Source organism: Flavobacterium sp. PMTSA4 (assembly GCF_032098525.1).
GTDB lineage: Bacteria > Bacteroidota > Bacteroidia > Flavobacteriales > Flavobacteriaceae > Flavobacterium > Flavobacterium capsici.
On sequence record NZ_CP134890.1, the window covers coordinates 2,588,730 to 2,605,465 of the forward strand.

Annotated in this window: 14 protein-coding genes and 1 tRNA gene; 12 read left to right on the top strand and 3 right to left on the bottom strand. The window is 30.6% G+C overall.

The annotated features are described in order from the left end of the window. Window positions 1-8 precede the first annotated feature (8 nt). The 4 genes from RN605_RS11765 to RN605_RS11780 all read left to right on the top strand — a co-directional run bounded on the left by RN605_RS11765 (window position 9) and on the right by RN605_RS11780 (window position 4,440). Window positions 9-884 carry a hypothetical protein gene (locus RN605_RS11765; RefSeq protein WP_313325017.1) on the top strand — a complete coding sequence of 292 codons (876 nt, stop codon included), beginning with the start codon at window positions 9-11 and terminating at the stop codon, window positions 882-884. A gap of 292 nt (window positions 885-1,176) precedes the next feature. After that, a complete protein-coding gene (gene deoC, locus RN605_RS11770; RefSeq protein ID WP_313325019.1) occupies window positions 1,177-2,079 on the top strand; it encodes a deoxyribose-phosphate aldolase in 903 nt (300 codons plus the stop codon). Window positions 2,080-2,081: 2 nt separating this feature from the next. Next, window positions 2,082-3,548 (top strand): aldehyde dehydrogenase family protein, encoded by a 1,467-nt coding sequence (locus tag RN605_RS11775; protein ID WP_313325021.1) that lies wholly within the window; start codon window positions 2,082-2,084, stop codon window positions 3,546-3,548. A 10-nt stretch (window positions 3,549-3,558) separates the two neighbouring features. Beyond that, window positions 3,559-4,440, top strand: coding sequence for an aldehyde dehydrogenase family protein (locus RN605_RS11780; protein ID WP_313325023.1), 882 nt, complete (start codon window positions 3,559-3,561; stop codon window positions 4,438-4,440). A 35-nt stretch (window positions 4,441-4,475) separates the two neighbouring features. Here RN605_RS11780 and RN605_RS11785 read toward each other — a convergent pair. Then, window positions 4,476-4,548 (bottom strand) — tRNA-Phe (locus RN605_RS11785). 96 nt (window positions 4,549-4,644) lie between these two features. On the opposite strand from RN605_RS11785, the gene RN605_RS11790 reads away from it, so the two are divergent. From RN605_RS11790 to RN605_RS11820, 7 genes are all read left to right on the top strand, one after another. Then, a complete protein-coding gene (locus tag RN605_RS11790; RefSeq protein ID WP_313325025.1) occupies window positions 4,645-5,373 on the top strand; it encodes a type III pantothenate kinase in 729 nt (242 codons plus the stop codon). Next, window positions 5,370-6,590: a hypothetical protein gene (locus RN605_RS11795; protein ID WP_313325028.1), complete on the top strand. Its 1,221-nt coding sequence runs from the start codon at window positions 5,370-5,372 to the stop codon at window positions 6,588-6,590. Before RN605_RS11790 ends, RN605_RS11795 begins: the two co-directional genes overlap by 4 nt. Window positions 6,591-6,601: 11 nt before the next feature. Then, complete coding sequence (locus RN605_RS11800) at window positions 6,602-7,876, top strand: tetratricopeptide repeat protein (RefSeq protein WP_313325030.1); 1,275 nt, start codon at window positions 6,602-6,604, stop codon at window positions 7,874-7,876. Then, window positions 7,876-8,424 (top strand): LPS export ABC transporter periplasmic protein LptC, encoded by a 549-nt coding sequence (gene lptC / locus RN605_RS11805; protein WP_313325032.1) that lies wholly within the window; start codon window positions 7,876-7,878, stop codon window positions 8,422-8,424. Before RN605_RS11800 ends, lptC begins: the two co-directional genes overlap by 1 nt. 10 nt (window positions 8,425-8,434) lie before the next feature. Next, window positions 8,435-8,629: a hypothetical protein gene (locus RN605_RS11810; RefSeq protein WP_313325034.1), complete on the top strand. Its 195-nt coding sequence runs from the start codon at window positions 8,435-8,437 to the stop codon at window positions 8,627-8,629. 2 nt (window positions 8,630-8,631) lie between these two features. Further along, entirely contained in the window at window positions 8,632-9,891 is a 1,260-nt protein-coding gene (locus tag RN605_RS11815) for a hemolysin family protein (protein ID WP_313325035.1), read from the top strand. Between the two features lie 107 nt (window positions 9,892-9,998). Then, on the top strand, window positions 9,999-12,101 hold the full coding sequence (locus RN605_RS11820; protein WP_313325038.1) for a peptidylprolyl isomerase: 2,103 nt from the start codon (window positions 9,999-10,001) through the stop codon (window positions 12,099-12,101). Between the two features lie 52 nt (window positions 12,102-12,153). Here RN605_RS11820 and RN605_RS11825 read toward each other — a convergent pair whose 3' ends face one another. Further along, complete coding sequence (locus RN605_RS11825) at window positions 12,154-13,065, bottom strand: GYDIA family GHMP kinase (RefSeq protein ID WP_313325040.1); 912 nt, start codon at window positions 13,063-13,065, stop codon at window positions 12,154-12,156. Between the two features lie 4 nt (window positions 13,066-13,069). Continuing rightward, complete coding sequence (locus RN605_RS11830; protein WP_313356353.1) at window positions 13,070-14,485, bottom strand: hydroxymethylglutaryl-CoA reductase, degradative; 1,416 nt, start codon at window positions 14,483-14,485, stop codon at window positions 13,070-13,072. Window positions 14,486-14,547: 62 nt separating this feature from the next. Between RN605_RS11830 and RN605_RS11835 the strand changes: the two genes are divergently transcribed. Continuing rightward, entirely contained in the window at window positions 14,548-16,716 is a 2,169-nt protein-coding gene (locus RN605_RS11835; protein WP_313325044.1) for a S9 family peptidase, read from the top strand. The last annotated feature ends 20 nt before the right edge of the window (window positions 16,717-16,736 follow it).

A 16,736-nucleotide genomic window follows, 5' to 3' on the forward strand; every position in this document is an offset into this window, starting at 1 on the left:
ACGTATTTATGAAAAAAATAATTTTTGTTTTAATGATTTTGTTTGTCTTTATCTTTTCATGTAAAACAAAAGAGAATTTTCTTAAAAATATTGAAAAAAATGAGTTGAATTATATACCCTATTATTTGACAGTTGAAAAGGTAAAAAAATTGTATCAAAAAAAAGAATACAAAAAAAGCTTTGTTTTGCTTGATAGTTTGTTTAATGAGTATGAACCTTTAAATACAATTACTTTTGATGAGTTAGAATTATATTGCGAATTATCTATTAGAAATAATAGTACAAAAAAATTAAATAAATTTATACCTATTTTAGTTTCTGATTATGGTTATGATTTAGGTAATTATCAAGATTCTTTATGGGTTCAGATAAAGAAAAAAACAAAGTATAAAAATGTTGATTTGAAAATTAAGTACACTAAATTTTTGAACGGGATTAATCTAAAATTAAGAGACTCCATAATTAAAATATTTGAAGAAGATCAAAAAATAAGAAAGACAAGAAATACAGTTAAAATTGATTCAGTTGATAAAATTAATGAACTAAAAGTCTTAAAGATAATTAAAGAAGTTGGTTATCCAAGTATGAAGCTAATTGGTGGTCATGGTAAAGATGAAAAATTATCTCCAATTGTTTTTTCAGTTTTATTAAAACACATGAGTTATGATAATATTCTGCAAATAGAGCCAATACTATTAAATGAAGTAAAAAAAGGAAAATGTCCGCCATTTGTATATGCTGAAATGTTGGATGCAAGAAAAGTGATGGCTAAAGAAAACACTAGATTTGAATATTTTGGCACATATAAAAATATAAAGCCTACAGATACTGCTAAAACTAATAAGGCAAGGTTAGATATAGGGCTACCAACTATTAACTACTAAATTAGTAAATTATCAAAAATTATTTTCAAAGGATAATGATTTATTATTTGATATTTTGCTATCTGAATGACTTAAAACCTTTTATAAAATTGCATTTTAAACAAAAAAGTCTGGAAGTACTGGAATAGTAACCTAAGATTTGCGATAACAAAAGAAGCATTTCATCAGTTTAAAGTTTTTTAGAAGATAATTAGTTTAATAATTCAACAAGCAATTACATCTTCTTAACTTATTTATATATTTGTTATTCCTATTGATAATAAATTTTCATTAGGTATAATTTATTAGTTGAATGAAACAATTAGATTTTTTAAATACGCCACGAATTGATCAAGTTGGTATTGAAGATAGAATTTCAAGAATAACAGCTCGTAGTATCAAGAAAGAATCCAAACTTCAAGGATTGTACATGGCGCTAAACATGATTGATTTAACTACTTTAGAAGGTGCAGATACCGAAGAAAAAGTAAAGCAATTGTGTTTTAAAGCACAACATTTACACGATGAAATTGCCGATTTGCCATCAACAGCTGCGGTTTGTGTATATCCAAATTTTGTGAAAACAGCCGTTAACGAATTGAAAGGAACCAATCTAAAAGTTGCTTCGGTTGCTACAGCTTTTCCTAGCGGACAATCAAGTGCTGAAATTAAGCTTTTAGATACCAAAATGGCTGTTGATAATGGAGCACACGAAGTAGATATGGTTATTAGTCGTGGTAAATTTCATAGCGGTGAATACAATTTTGTGTTTGATGAAATTGCTATGATTAAAGAAGCTTGTGGTAAAAATGTTCGGTTGAAAGTAATCTTAGAAACAGGCGAAATAGGAACTTTGGATAGAGTTCGTTTAGCTAGCGATATTGCCATGCATGCCGGAGCCGATTTTATTAAAACTTCAACAGGAAAAATAAAACCAGCAGCAACTCTGCCTGTTACTTTAGTAATGCTCGAAGCCATTCGTGATTATTATTATAACACCGGAATTATGATTGGAATGAAACCTGCAGGTGGAATTTCTAATTCTAAATTGGCATTGCAATATTTATTATTGGTAAAAGAAACGCTTGGCGGAAAATGGTTGACCAACGAATATTTTAGATTTGGTGCGAGCAGTTTAGCCAACGATGTGTTGATGCAAATTGCAAAGCAAAAAACAGGCATTTACCAATCGAGTGATTATTTCTCAAAAGTATAATTATGAAGAAAAAGCATACCATAGATTTTAGTTCTAACTGGGATTTAGCTCCAGCACCAGAAAGTACTTCGCATATAAAACTAAAAGATACTTACGATTTGTTCATCAACGGACAATTTGTAAAACCAAAATCTGGAAAATATTTTGACACCATAAATCCAGCAAATGAAAAAATTTTGGCAAAAGTAGCCGAAGCCAATGAAGCCGATGTGGATTTGGCAGTAAAAGCAGCACGAAAAGCATACACTTCGGTTTGGTCAAAATTATCAGGAAAAGAAAGAGGAAAGTACATTTACCGAATAGCAAGAATTATTCAGGAAAGAGCAAGAGAATTTGCCGTTGTTGAAACTTTAAATGGAGGAAAATCAATAAGAGAATCAAGAGATGTTGATGTTCCATTGGCGGCAGCACATTTCTTTTATTATGCAGGTTGGGCAGATAAATTGGAATATGCATTTCCGAATAGAAAACCAAAAGCGCTTGGTGTTGCAGGACAAATTATTCCTTGGAATTTTCCTTTACTAATGGCAGCTTGGAAAATTGCTCCAGCGTTAGCAGCAGGAAATACAGTAGTAATTAAATCTTCAGAAACTACTCCGCTAACTTTATATCTTTTGGCAGAAGTGATTCAAGAAGCTGGTTTGCCAGCAGGAGTTGTAAACATAGTTTCTGGCGCAGGCGTTACAGGTTCACACATTGTAAATCATCCTGATGTAAATAAAATTGCTTTTACAGGTTCAACTGCGGTTGGAAAAATTATTATGAAAGCCATTGCTGGTACTCCAAAAAAATCAACGATGGAATTGGGTGGAAAAGCTGCTAACATTATTTTTGAAGATGCAGCTTTAGACCAAGCTGTTGAAGGAATTGTAAATGGAATTTACTTTAATCAAGGTCATGTGTGTTGTGCTGGTTCACGTTTGTATGTTCAAGAGTCGGTTTTTGATACTGTAGTTCAAAAATTAAAAGATAGAATGCAATCGCTTCGTGTTGGTGATCCTTTGGATAAAAACACTGATATTGGAGCTATTAATTCTAAAAAGCAATTGGAAACGATCAATAAATATTTAAAAATTGGAGTTGAAGAAGGTGCCGAAATGTATCAACCAACTTGCGATTTGCCATCAAAAGGATTTTGGTGTCGTCCAACGTTGTTTACCAAAGTAAGTCAGGCAAATAGAATTGCCCAAGAAGAAATTTTCGGACCAGTTTTAGCAATTCAGACATTCAGAACAGTTGACGAAGTAATCGAGAAAGCGAATAATACGCCTTATGGACTATCGGCTGGAGTTTGGACAGATAAAGGTTCCAAAATATTTAACATGACCTCACAAATGCGCGCAGGAGTAGTTTGGGCGAATACTTTCAACAAGTTTGATCCAGCTTCACCATTTGGTGGATACAAAGAAAGTGGTTTTGGAAGAGAAGGCGGACTTCATGGATTAGAACCTTATTTAAAATTTGATTAAAACAAAAGTTATGTCAAGATTAGAAGTTTTAAAAACCTATAAAATATATATCGGTGGAAGTTTTCCAAGAACCGAATCAGGTAGATATTATCCATTAAAGTCGAACAAGAAAACTATAGCAAATATGTGTTTATCCTCAGTTAAAGATTTTAGAAATGCTGTAGTTGCAGCGCGTAATGCTCAAGGTTCATGGTCGCATAGAACGGCTTACAATCGTTCGCAAATATTGTATAGAATTGCAGAAGTTCTCGAAGGAAGAAAAGCTCAGTTTATCTCTGAACTGGAATTGCAAGGAGTTTCAAAAGCCAATGCTGAAAAAGAAGTTGATTTATGTATTGACAGATTGATTTATTATGCTGGTTGGTGCGATAAATATACTCAAATGTATAGTAGTGTTAATCCAGTTTCTGGAAGTTTCTTTAACTTTTCAGTTCCAGAAGCAGTTGGTGTTGTTGCTGTATTTGCACCTCAAAAAAGTGGTTTGTTAGGGTTGGTTACACAAATAGCTACAATAATTGCAGGTGGAAATACTTGTGTTGTTTTAGCATCAGAAAAATTAGCTTTATGTGCCGTTACTTTTGCTGAAGTATTAGCAACTTCAGATGTTTCGGGTGGTGTTGTAAATATTTTAACAGGTAATCAAGATGAATTATTATCTGTATTTGCCTCTCACAAAGACGTAAATTCAATTTTATATTGTGGCAATGATGCTGAAAAAATTAAAAAGATTCAGGATTTGGCTATAGATAATTTAAAAAGAGTTATTATTCGTGAAGATTCTAATTATTATGATGAAAAATTTGAATCACCTTATTTGATTTTTGATTTTCAAGAAACCAAAACAACTTGGCATCCAATAGAAGTTATTGCTGGCGCTGGCGCTGGATATTAAATAAAAAAACCCGAACAATTTGTTCGGGTTTTTTGTGGTACCTCCAGGAATCGAACCAGGGACACATGGATTTTCAGTCCATTGCTCTACCAACTGAGCTAAGGTACCGCTTTATTGCGGGTGCAAATATAGAATGATTTTTAATTTATCCAAAACAAATAGTGAAAAAAATCTATTGTAACTTTGCTTTTCAAAATTACTATTATGCTTTTAGCAATTGATGTTGGAAATACCAGAATTAAATCGGCTGTTTTTGAGGAAGATAGTTTAATAGAGCGATTTGATTATTTTAATTCTGATTTTTTTGAAAAAACTGAATTTGTTTTAAATAAATATCAGAAGATTGAATTTATAGTTGTTGCTTCTGTTGGAAAATTAGAAAAAAATGACTTTTTGAAGTTTGAAAATCATGCCAAAGTGTTTTTCGTTACTAGAGATCTAAATTTCCCGTTTAGAAATTTGTATAAATCTCCAACAACTTTAGGAATTGATAGAATGGTTTTGTCATGTGGAGCAACTTTAAAATACCCAAATACAAATAGGTTGATTATTGATGCTGGAACTTGTATTACTTACGATTTTGTAGATGAGAATAATAATTATCTAGGCGGAGCAATTTCACCTGGAATTCGTTTAAGATATGAAGCACTTCATAATTATACTGCTAAGTTGCCTTTATTAAAGAAACAAAATCCTGAAAATATAATTGGAAACTCAACCCAAGAGTCTATCCATTCGGGCATTGTTAATGCCGTTGTATTTGAAATAGATGGTTATATTGACTACTTTAAATCTCAAAACGCTAATTTTATCATAATTTTCACTGGTGGTGATACCGATTTTTTGGCGGTGCGATTAAAAAATACCATATTTGCCAATTCAAATTTTCTATTGGAAAGTTTGAGCCAAACATTTCAATACAATCAAAAATGATTAAAAAAATTATAGTAAGCTTTAGTTTGCTTTTATCATTAGTTTCTTTTGCTCAAGAAGGAACTTCTTCGCCATATTCTTTTTATGGAATTGGTGATGTGAAATTTAAAGGAACAGCTGAAACTCGTGCTATGGGTGGAGTTTCTGTTTTTTCGGATAGTATTCATATTAATCTTCAAAATCCGGCGCATTATGCTGGTTTAAAATTGACTACATTCAGTGCTGGTGGTTCTGCTTTGAATACTAAATTGAATACTGAATCGCAAAGTGAAAAAGCTAGACGAACTACTTTAGATTACATCGCAATTGGAATTCCCGCTGGAAAATTTGGATTCGGATTCGGATTATTACCTTATTCGTCAGTTGGTTATAAAATTTTGAATTTGGCAGATGATACTAATAACTTTTCAACACAATATACTGGTATTGGTGGGATAAATAAAGTTTTTTTAGGTGCTGGATATGCTATAACTAAGAAAATAAATTTTGGATTAGATGTTCAGTATAATTTTGGAAATATTGAGACCAAAAGTTACAGGTATTTAACAGATGTTCAGAATGGAACAATTGAAGAAAACTTATCTAAAATTCAAGGTGTGAATTTTACAGCTGGATTAACTTATCAATCAAAAGTTGATAAAAAACATACCTTTTTTGGTTCATTGGTTTATTCTCCAAAAGCTAACCTAAAATTATCTAATGAAAGAACAATCACTGTAAGTGACCAAGTAGATGAACAGCCAGTTCAGAATTTAAATTTTGATTTTCCATCACGATTTTCAATTGGTTCCGGATTTGGAGAAGTTAGAAAATGGTTGGTTGGAGCAGAAGTTACATTACAATCTAGTAGTGATTTGAAAAATAGATTTGACGATATTAATGGTGTGGTTTTTGAGAATTCTACTCGTTATAGTGTTGGAGGATATTTTATTCCTAATTATGGTTCATTTACTAGTTATTTCAAAAGAATAACCTATCGTGGAGGTTTGCGTTATGAAAATACTGGAATGGTAATTCAAAATAAATCAATTGAAGATTTTGCAGTAAATTTAGGTTTAGGTTTGCCTTTGAACGGAACTTTTTCTAACTTGAACATCGGTTTCGAAATGGGTAAAAGAGGAACAAAATATTACAATCTTATTGAAGAAAATTATTTTAATCTTAGTATTGGTTTATCATTCAGCGACAGATGGTTTGTTAAGCGTAAATACAACTAAAAAATTATGTTATGAGAGTAATTATATTAATAACCGTTATATTGTTTAGTCTAAATAGTAACGCTCAAAAAATAGATTGCTCTTTGCAAACCAAGGAATATCAAGAGTTCTTAAAAGTAAAAAATTATAGTGATGCTTTTTCTCCTTGGGAATTTGTAAAAGATAAGTGTCCGAGTCAAAGTAAAGAAATTTATACTGATGGAATTAAAATTATTCAATATAAAATTGATAATACGGCAACTCCAGAAGAAAAAGAAAAACTTGTTAGAGATTTATTGAGTTTATACAACAAATACAATAAAAATTTTCCTGAAATAACTCAAGATTACGAAGTTTATAAAGGTTTAGCGTTGCTTGAAAACAACATTGATGCAAAAGACGAAATCTTTCAGTATTTTGATAATGGTTTTTCAAAAGCTTTAGATAAAGTTACTTCTGCAAATGCTATTTTCAATTACTTTAAATTATTAATTGAAAAGAATCAAAATGGTGACAAATCAGTTTCTAGTGATAAGATAATTGAGAAATATTCATTGTTGAGTAATCAAATTAATAATTTATTTACCAAAAATCCTGAAGAAAGAGAATCTTATATTGCAGCTAGAAAAGGCGTGAATTCTTTGGCGAATGAATTTTTAAATTGTGATAATCTGACGAGTTATTATGAGAAAAAAATGCCTCAAAACCAAGAAAATGAGGTTTGGTTGCAAGCTTCATTGAATACATTGTCAGACAAATGTTCGGCTACGCCAATTTTTTTAGCAATGGCAGAAAGGTATTATGCTTTAAAAGTTTCTTCTCAATCATCAAGTTATTTGGCAATTGCGTCATTAAAAAACAGAAAATTTGATGAAGCTAAAAAACACTATATAGAATCTGCCGAATTGGAATCTGATTTAACTGAAAAAGCAACAAAATATTACACATTAGCAACTGGATTATTCAGTGGTGACAAAGCAAAAGCAAAAGAATTTCTTTTAAAATCCTTAGAATTCAACCCAAAACTTGGAAAAGCTTATTTGTTTTTAGCACAACTTTATTCAAGTAGTGCTTCTGATTGCGGGAAAACACCTTTTGAAAAAAAAGCAGTTCATTATTTAGCGCAGCAAACAGTAAAAAAAGCTGCAATAGCTGATGAAAGATTAAAAAGCAATGTTGATATTTTTATAAAAAACTCTTCAAAAGAATCACTTTCTCCAAAAGATATTTCTGATGCAAAAATGAATGGAAAATCAATGACAATTGGTTGTTGGATTAACGAAGAAATTATTTTCCCTTCCAAATAATGAGTGTTTCAAAAAAGACATATTTACTTTTTTTAGTACTTCCTTTTTTTGGAATGATTTCTTGTGAAAGTAATTTCAAAGAAGTTCAAAAAATGGGACTTTCAGAATTCACGCCAAGTGGTGAAGCCGATTCTATCAATTTAAAATATACTGATTCAGGAAGAATAAAAGCAGTTTTAATTAGTCCTAAGATGTTGGATTATTCAACGGTTGAATTTCCATTTACTGAATTTCCAACTGGAATAGATTTAACTTTATATGATGCAAATGGTAAAAGAACATTTGTTAAAGCAAACCATGCATCATCTTTTAAAGGAACCGATTTGATTGATTTGCAAGGAAATGTTAGAATAAGTAATGAAAATGGTGATTTGCTTGAAACAGAACAGTTGTATTTCGATCAAAAAAACGAATGGTTTTTTACTCAAAAAAAGTTTAAATTTACTTCACCAAAAGGTGTTTCTTTCGGTGAAGGAATTGACTTCAGTAAAGACTTCAAAAAAGTGAATTCTCAAAGAATATCGGGTGAAATAGACAAATCCGAATAAAAAAATAAAAATGAATTATTTAAAGTTTACTCAATACGCATACCTAATCGCAGGAGTTATTTTTGCTTACGATGCATTTACTAAATGGCAATCAGAAGATGCAAACTATGTTATAAGTTTAGTTTTTGCTGTAATTGGAATATTTATGTTTTTCTTCCGTAGACGATTTGCCAAAAAATTTGACGATAGAAACAAAAAGCCTTAATTATGGAAATCGGAATCATCATTCTGTGTTTGATACTTTCCGCTTTTTTTTCAGGAATGGAGATTGCTTTTGTTTCCTCAAATAAAATTTACTTAGAAATTGAAAAAAAACAAGATGATTTTCTAGGTAATATTTTATCAAAAATCACTCAAAAACCATCAAAATTTATTGCTACAATGCTAGTTGGAAACAACATTGCAATAGTGGTTTATGGGTTTTTTATGGGTGATTTGATTTTAAAATGGTTTGCAAATCTCGGATTTCATTTCCCAGAGCTAACAACCGTTTTATTACAAACTACCATTTCTACAATGGTAATTTTAATGACTGCAGAATTTTTGCCAAAAGTTTTTTTTCAGATATATGCTAATAGTTTCATGAAGTTTTTTGCGCTTCCAGCATATATATTTTATCAGTTATTCTATTATATTTCTTCTTTCATGATTTGGATTTCCGATTTTATTTTAAAAAGATTTTTCAAAACAGAAGGCGACCAAATTAATTTGACTTTTAGTAAAATAGAACTTGGAAATTATATTTCAGAACAAATGAACTCAGTTGACGACGACGATGATGTTGATACTGAAATCCAAATGTTTCAAAATGCATTAGAGTTTTCTGGTGTGAAAGCTAGGGAAATAATGACACCTAGAACAGAATTAGTTGCAGTTGATTTATATAGTTCAGTGGCTGAATTGAGGAAGTTATTTATAGAAACTGGTTATTCAAAAATATTAGTTTATCAAAATACGCTTGACGATATTGTTGGTTATATCCATTCTTTTGAATTGTTCAAAAAACCTAGAAGTGTAAAATCTATTATGATTCCAGTTGAATTTGTTCCTGAAACAATTTTCATCAAAGATGTAATGAGTTTGTTAACCAAAAAAAGAAAAAGTGTTGCAATTGTTCTTGATGAATATGGCGGAACTTCGGGCATTGTAACTATGGAAGATATTGTTGAAGAACTTTTTGGAGAAATTGAAGACGAACACGACCAAGATGAAGAATTAGTTGAAACTCAAATAGACGATGTTACTTATTTGTTCTCAACCCGATTGGATGTAGAATATATCAATCAAGAATATAAGTTAAACATTCCAGAAAGCGATTCTTATGGAACTTTAGGTGGATTTATTGTTGATTTTGCATCTGAAATACCACAAAAAGGAGAAAAAATAACCATCGGTAATTATCAATTTATCATTGAAGAAGCTACCAATAAAAAGATTGAATTGGTGAAATTGACGATTATAGATTGATTTTCAAAAAAAAACTTAAAAACCTCGAAAAATATAACACTCTGATTGTTATTATTTCATAGATAATTGTATTTTCGCAAACTGAATTAAAAATTAACAGAATAAAAATGGCAGTTTTACAAAAAATTAGAAATCGTTCTGGCTTGTTGATAGCTATTATTGCATTTGCATTATTTGCATTTGTAGTTGGAGATTTATTCAATAGCGGAAACATTGGTCGTCCTTCAAAAGATGTAGGTAGCGTTAATGGAAAAGATATTCCGTTTGAAGACTTCAAAGTAAAAGTAGCTAATACAGAAAAAAACCAACAAAATGGGCAGTCAATGACTTCTATGCAAGCTTCTAACCAAGTTTGGAATCAAGAAGTTAGTATTGCATTATTAACAGCGGAATTTGAAAAATTAGGTATTAGAGTTGGAGAAAAACATATTATCGAAGTATTTAAAGCTGATCCAAACATTGGACAAAATCAAATGTTTTTAAATGCAGCAGGTAAATTTGACTTAATTAAGTTTAAAGATTATTTCAAAGCAAATCCAGAAGGAATTCAATATTTGAAAGAAAGAGAAAAGGATGCAGATTTGAATGCTAAATATCAAATTTATAATTCTTTAGTAAAAGGTGGTTTATACACTACACAAGCTGAAGGAAAATTAAAATATGAAATGGAAGCAAGCAAAGTTAGTTTTGACTTTGTAAATGTACCTTATACTTCAATTAAGGATAGTGATGTTAAAATTTCAGATGATGAAATTAAAGGATACATGAAAACTAAAGAGAAAAAATTTAAATCTGAAGAAGCAAGAGAAATCGAATACGTAATGATTGATGAAAAGCCATCTGCAGAAGATGAAGCTGAAATCAAAAATAAAGTTGAATCATTATTATCTCCAAGCATAACATACAACAATGCAACTGGTAAAAATGATACTATTCCTGGTTTTGCAAATACAAAAAATGTTGCAGAATTTGTAAACGCTAATTCAGACAGACCTTTTGATTCAACGTATGTTTCAAAACAAGATTTACCAGCAGAAAGTGCTGAAATGTTATTCAATTTACCAACAGGACAAGTTTCTTCTCCTTATATGTATAACGGATACTACTGTATTTCTAAAGCATTAGGTAGAAAAGCCGGAGCAAAAGCAAAAGCAAGTCATATACTGATCAGTTGGGAAGGAACACAAGTTCCAAACAAAAAAGAAGTTAGAACGAAAGAGCAAGCAAAAGCAAAAGCAGAAGGTTTATTAGCGCAAGCAAAAGCAAACCCAGGAAACTTTTTCATGTTAGCTTTAACAAACTCTGATGATTCATCTGCTCAATCTGGAGGAGATTTAGGTTATTTTTCACCTGGACAAATGGTAAAACCATTTAATGATTTTGTTTTCAATAATCCAATTGGAAAAATCGGCATGGTAGAAACTGAATTCGGTTACCATATTATTAATGTTACAGATAAACAAGATGCAGTTAAATTAGCAACTATTGCTCAAAAAATACAACCATCTGAATTAACTAACAATAAAATTTATGAGCAAGCAACTAAATTTGAAATGGATGCTGCTTCTAAAGATTTTGCTGCTTTAGCAAAAGAAATGAAACTAACAGTAAGTCCAGCAGTTAGAGTAAAAGCTGTTGATGAGTCATTTGGTGCAGTTTCAAATCAAAGACAAATTGTAAAATGGGCTTTCAGTGATGATACTAAAGTTGGTGATGTAAAAAGATTTGAAATCGTTAACAAAGGTCATATTATTGTAAAATTGAAAAAAGTTTACGACAAAGGATTAATGCCAGTTGAAGACGCAAGACCACAAGTTGAGTCTATCTTAAAAAACAAAAAGAAAGCAGAAATGATAAAAGCTAAGATGAAAGGTGCTTCTTTAGAGGCAATTGCATCTGCTAATAAAGTTACTGTAATGAATGCTGTTGATATGTCAATTGAAAATCCTTCTATTCCAAATGCTGGCTATGAGCCAAAAGTAGTTGGAACAGCTTTAGCTTCTAAAGTGGGACAAATGTCAAAACCAATTGATGGAAATTCTGGAGTTTATGTTATTGTAACAAAAGCTGAAACTAAAGCACCAGCAATTCAAAACTACGATGAATATGTAAACAAATTGAAACAACAAGTTGCTTCATATTCTGGAAGAGTAATTCAAGCGTTAAAAGAAAATGCTGATATTGAAGATAACAGAGCGGAATTCTATTAATGGATTCTAACCAAATAAAAAAAATGCCTTTCAAGTCGTCGAAAGGCATTTTTTACAATATCATTTCGTGATAGGTTAATACAGTTTCAAAACCTTTTGATTTGAAATATGGATTTGGATTTTCTTTAGAAATTGCCATTACAAAATCGCCACCCCAAGCACCAAGACTTTTTATAACACCATCAAAATCTTCAAAAAATAAATCTTTTGCAGTGCTTTGTTCTAAAATAGTACTCAAAAGAATTTCGTGTTTTTCTAAAAGTTGAGAAAAACTATCTACTGAATCTGCATTAATAATTTTATTTGTGATAGTATTAAACTCGGGCAGAAATTCATAAATGTTACCTCTTTTATTAATGTAATTATGAATTGCATCACGACTATTTTGTTTTTTATTTAAATAAACAAAATATATATTTTCAGCAAAACTTGGTGAAAATGGAATAGTATTCACAATTGGTTTTTCATCAATTAATTGATACAAAATACCAGAGTCATTTTGAGCACAAGCAATATCATAACCGCTTCCTCCAAAACTGTTTTTAAGCAATTCAAATGCATCAATTTCTAACCATTGAGCAATATTGTTTATCAATGTAGAAGATGTTCCTAAACCCCAATTTTTTGGAAAAGTTAATTCGGTTTCTATAATGTAGCCTTTTGAGTTTGTAATGAAATTTGAGTTTATTTTATAAGCTTCATGAAGAATTTCAATCAATTTGTTTTTAATATTATTTTCTTCTTCTAATCGTTCTTTTCTAACAATTGAAGAAAAGGGAATATTTGCTTCAAACCAAATTGATGCATCACTATCATAACTTTTCCATTGAAAAATTTCATTTTCTCCATCTTTAATATGTAAACTTTGCCCAAATTTTGTAGGTAAAGCCAAAGCAATTGCGCCATCAAGCACTACATATTCGCTGGTGATTAGTAATTTTCCGTTGCTGTAAAAAGTTTTCAAATGATTATCTTCTTAATTTTTCAATATATTCAACAACCGCAGCATGAGAAATAGTATGATTTTCAAAATGCGATTTCACTTTATTGCGTTCAGTGATATTGGCTTGGAATTGATTTAAAATATTGTTGATGTGCATTTTCATATGTCCATCTTGAATTCCTGTTGTAGTCAATGAACGTAAAGCGGCAAAATTTTGAGCCAATCCTGTTGCAGCAACAATTTGCATTAATTCTTGAGCCGAAGGATTTTTCAAAATTTCTAAAGCAATTTTCACCAATGGATGTAAAGATGTTAATCCGCCAACAGTTCCCATTGCTAAAGGAATTTCCATCCAAAAAGTGAATATACCATTTTCGATTTTTGCATGTGATAAACTTGAATAGTTACCATTTTTTGAAGCATACGCATGAACTCCTGCTTCAACAGCGCGAAAATCATTTCCAGTTGCCAAAACAACAGCATCAACACCATTCATAATTCCTTTGTTATGCGTTACTGCACGATAAGGTTCGATTTCTGCAATTTTTACTGCCTGAACAAACTTTTCAGCAAATTCTAACGGATTTGGAATGTTTTTTTCGGCTAAATCTTCCACTTTACATGAAACTTCTGCACGAACAATACAATTTGGAACATAATTAGAAAGAATACTCATTACTATTGTAATGTCTTTTTCATTTTCTGTAAAATCTTCAAATTGTAACGCTTCTTCTTTAAGCGTTTTGGCAAATTGCTCTAAACAAGAATTTATAAAATTGGCTCCCATGCTATCTTTTGTTTCAAAAGTAGCGTGAAGTTGGTAGTAGTTTTCAAGTTCGGTAGTTTTGTTTTTAAGTTCAATATCCAAAATTCCACCACCACGTTTTTGCATGTTTTTGGTCAAACTTTCTGTTTCCAAAAATAATTTTGGTTTTAAATCAGAAAAAAAGCGCTCTAGTTTTTCCGAACTTCCTTTGAAAAGAAAATGAACTTGACCAATTTTTTCAGTTCCAAGAATTGTGGTTTTGAAACCACCACGAGTAGCCCAAAATTTCGCCGATTTTGAAGCAGCTGCAACAACTGAGCTTTCTTCTATAACCATTGGAACAGAAAAAAAGTTTCCATTTATTAAAAAATTTGGTGCAATACCAAAAGGTAAATAAAAGTTAGAAATGGTATTTTCTATGAAATCATCGTGAAGTTTTTGAAGTTGTTCATCACTGTTCCAATATTGTTTTAGTATAGAAATTCCTTCTTTTGGGTTTGAAAAATAACTATTGGCTATCCAATTGATTTTTTCTTCTTTAGAAAGTTTAGAAAATCCGGTAATGTCTTTATTCATAACTCTTTCAATTCTTGAGATGCAAAGATAAGTCTTTGATGAATTTATTTTTATAAAATATGACGAAATTAAAATACATCTCAAAATAGGATTTAACATAAAATAGTGCCTATATTTATAAAAATTTCACTAAAATTGGAAGTTTTTTAAAGAAAGTATCTATGAGAGTAACTCGATTACTTGCGCTTTTGTTTCTGATTTCATTTACAACTGTGGCGCAACAAAAAATAACAGTTGAAGAAATTTACACAGGAAGTTTTAGAGCCAAAGGAATGGATGAATTGCAATCCATGAAAAACACAAACCAATACACGGTTTTAAATTCTGATAGAAGTACAAGAACACAGCAAATCGATTTATACGATTTTGCTACTTTAAAGAAAGTTTCTACGCTCATTTCTACTAAAGATTTCCCTATTCTTTCAGATGGGATTGATAGTTACAACTTTAGCAATGATGAAAAACAACTTTTAATTGCTAACAATTCAAATCAAATTTTCCGTCATTCATTTACAGCAGATTATTTTTTGTATAATATAGCTACTAAAGAATTGACAAAAATTTTAGAACAAGTTCAAGAGCCAACTTTTTCACCTGATGGAACAAAAATATCTTTTGCTAAAGAAAATAACTTGTTTGTATATGATATTGCTTCAAAAAAATCAACTCAAATAACCACTGATGGAAAGAAAAATGCCATTATTAATGGAATTACGGATTGGGTTTATGAAGAAGAATTTGCTTTTGTTCGCGCTTTCGATTGGAGTACTGACAGTAAAAAAATTGGATTTATTCGTTTTGATGAAAGTCAAGTTCCAGAATTCACGATGAATATTTATAAAAAAGATTTATATCCATCAAATGAAACATTCAAATATCCAAAAGCTGGAGAAAAAAATGCCGAAGTTTCTCTGCATATTTATGATGTAACGAATCAAAAAACAAAAGATATTAACCTTGGAAATTATAATGACTTCTACATTGCTCGATTAAAATGGACTAACGATGCCAATTTACTTTCGGCACAAGTTTTAAATCGTCATCAGGACAATTTAGATTTACTTTTTGTTGATGCTACGACTGGAACACCAAAAGTTGTTTTAAACGAAAAAGACAAAGCCTATGTTGATGTAACCGATAATTTAACTTTCCTCAAAGACAATAGTTTCATTTGGACTTCGGAGAAAGATGGTTTTAATCATATTTATGTTTATGATAAAACAGGAAAGATGCGAAATCAAGTAACTAAAGGAAACTGGGAAGTAACTGCTTACTATGGTTTTGATGAAAAAAATAAAATTGTTTATTATCAATCGGTAGAAAATGGTTCAACAGTAAGAGATGTTTATAAAGTTTCATTAGATGGAAAAAAGAAAACAAAACTTTCACAACAAGTTGGAACCAATGCTGCAACATTTAGTCCGAATTTTGAATTTTTTATTAATTCTTATTCAAGCGTAACAAATCCAACTTTATACACGTTGAATAGTTCTAAAGATGGAAAATCAATTCAAACTATTGTAGATAACAACGCTTTAGCAGAAAAATTAAAAAAATACAATTTACCAACGAAAGAGTTTTTTGAACTTACTACTGAAAAAGGAAATAAATTAAATGCTTGGATGTTCAAACCGAAAGATTTTGATGCATCAAAAAAATATCCTGTTTTTATGTATCAATATTCTGGTCCAGGTTCACAACAAGTGGCAAATGATTGGATGGATACAAACGATTATTGGTTCATGATGTTAACTCAACAAGGTTATATTGTAGCGTGTGTTGATGGTCGTGGAACGGGTTTTAAAGGTGCGGATTTTAAAAAATGCACACAAAAAGAACTTGGAAAGTTTGAAGTAGAAGATCAAATTGATGCTGCAAAGGTAATTGGAAACTATCCTTATGTAGATAAATCTAGAATTGGTATATTTGGCTGGTCATATGGAGGATTTATGTCGAGTAATTGTATTTTGAAAGGCGCAGATGTTTTTAAAATGGCTATTGCTGTTGCTCCGGTAACCAATTGGCGTTTTTATGATAGTATTTATACCGAAAGATACATGCAAACTCCACAAGAAAATGCAAGTGGTTATGATGATAATTCTCCAATTAATTTTGCTAAAAATTTAAAAGGAAATTATCTTTTAATTCACGGAACTGCCGATGATAATGTTCATGTTCAAAACAGCATGCAAATGATTGAAGCGTTGGTTCAGGCTAATAAACAATTTGATTGGGCAATTTATCCTGATAAAAATCATGGAATTTATGGAGGTTATACAAGAATTCAATTGTATAACAAAATGACAAATTTTATTAAAGAGAAACTATAATAACCAAAATACTAAAACAA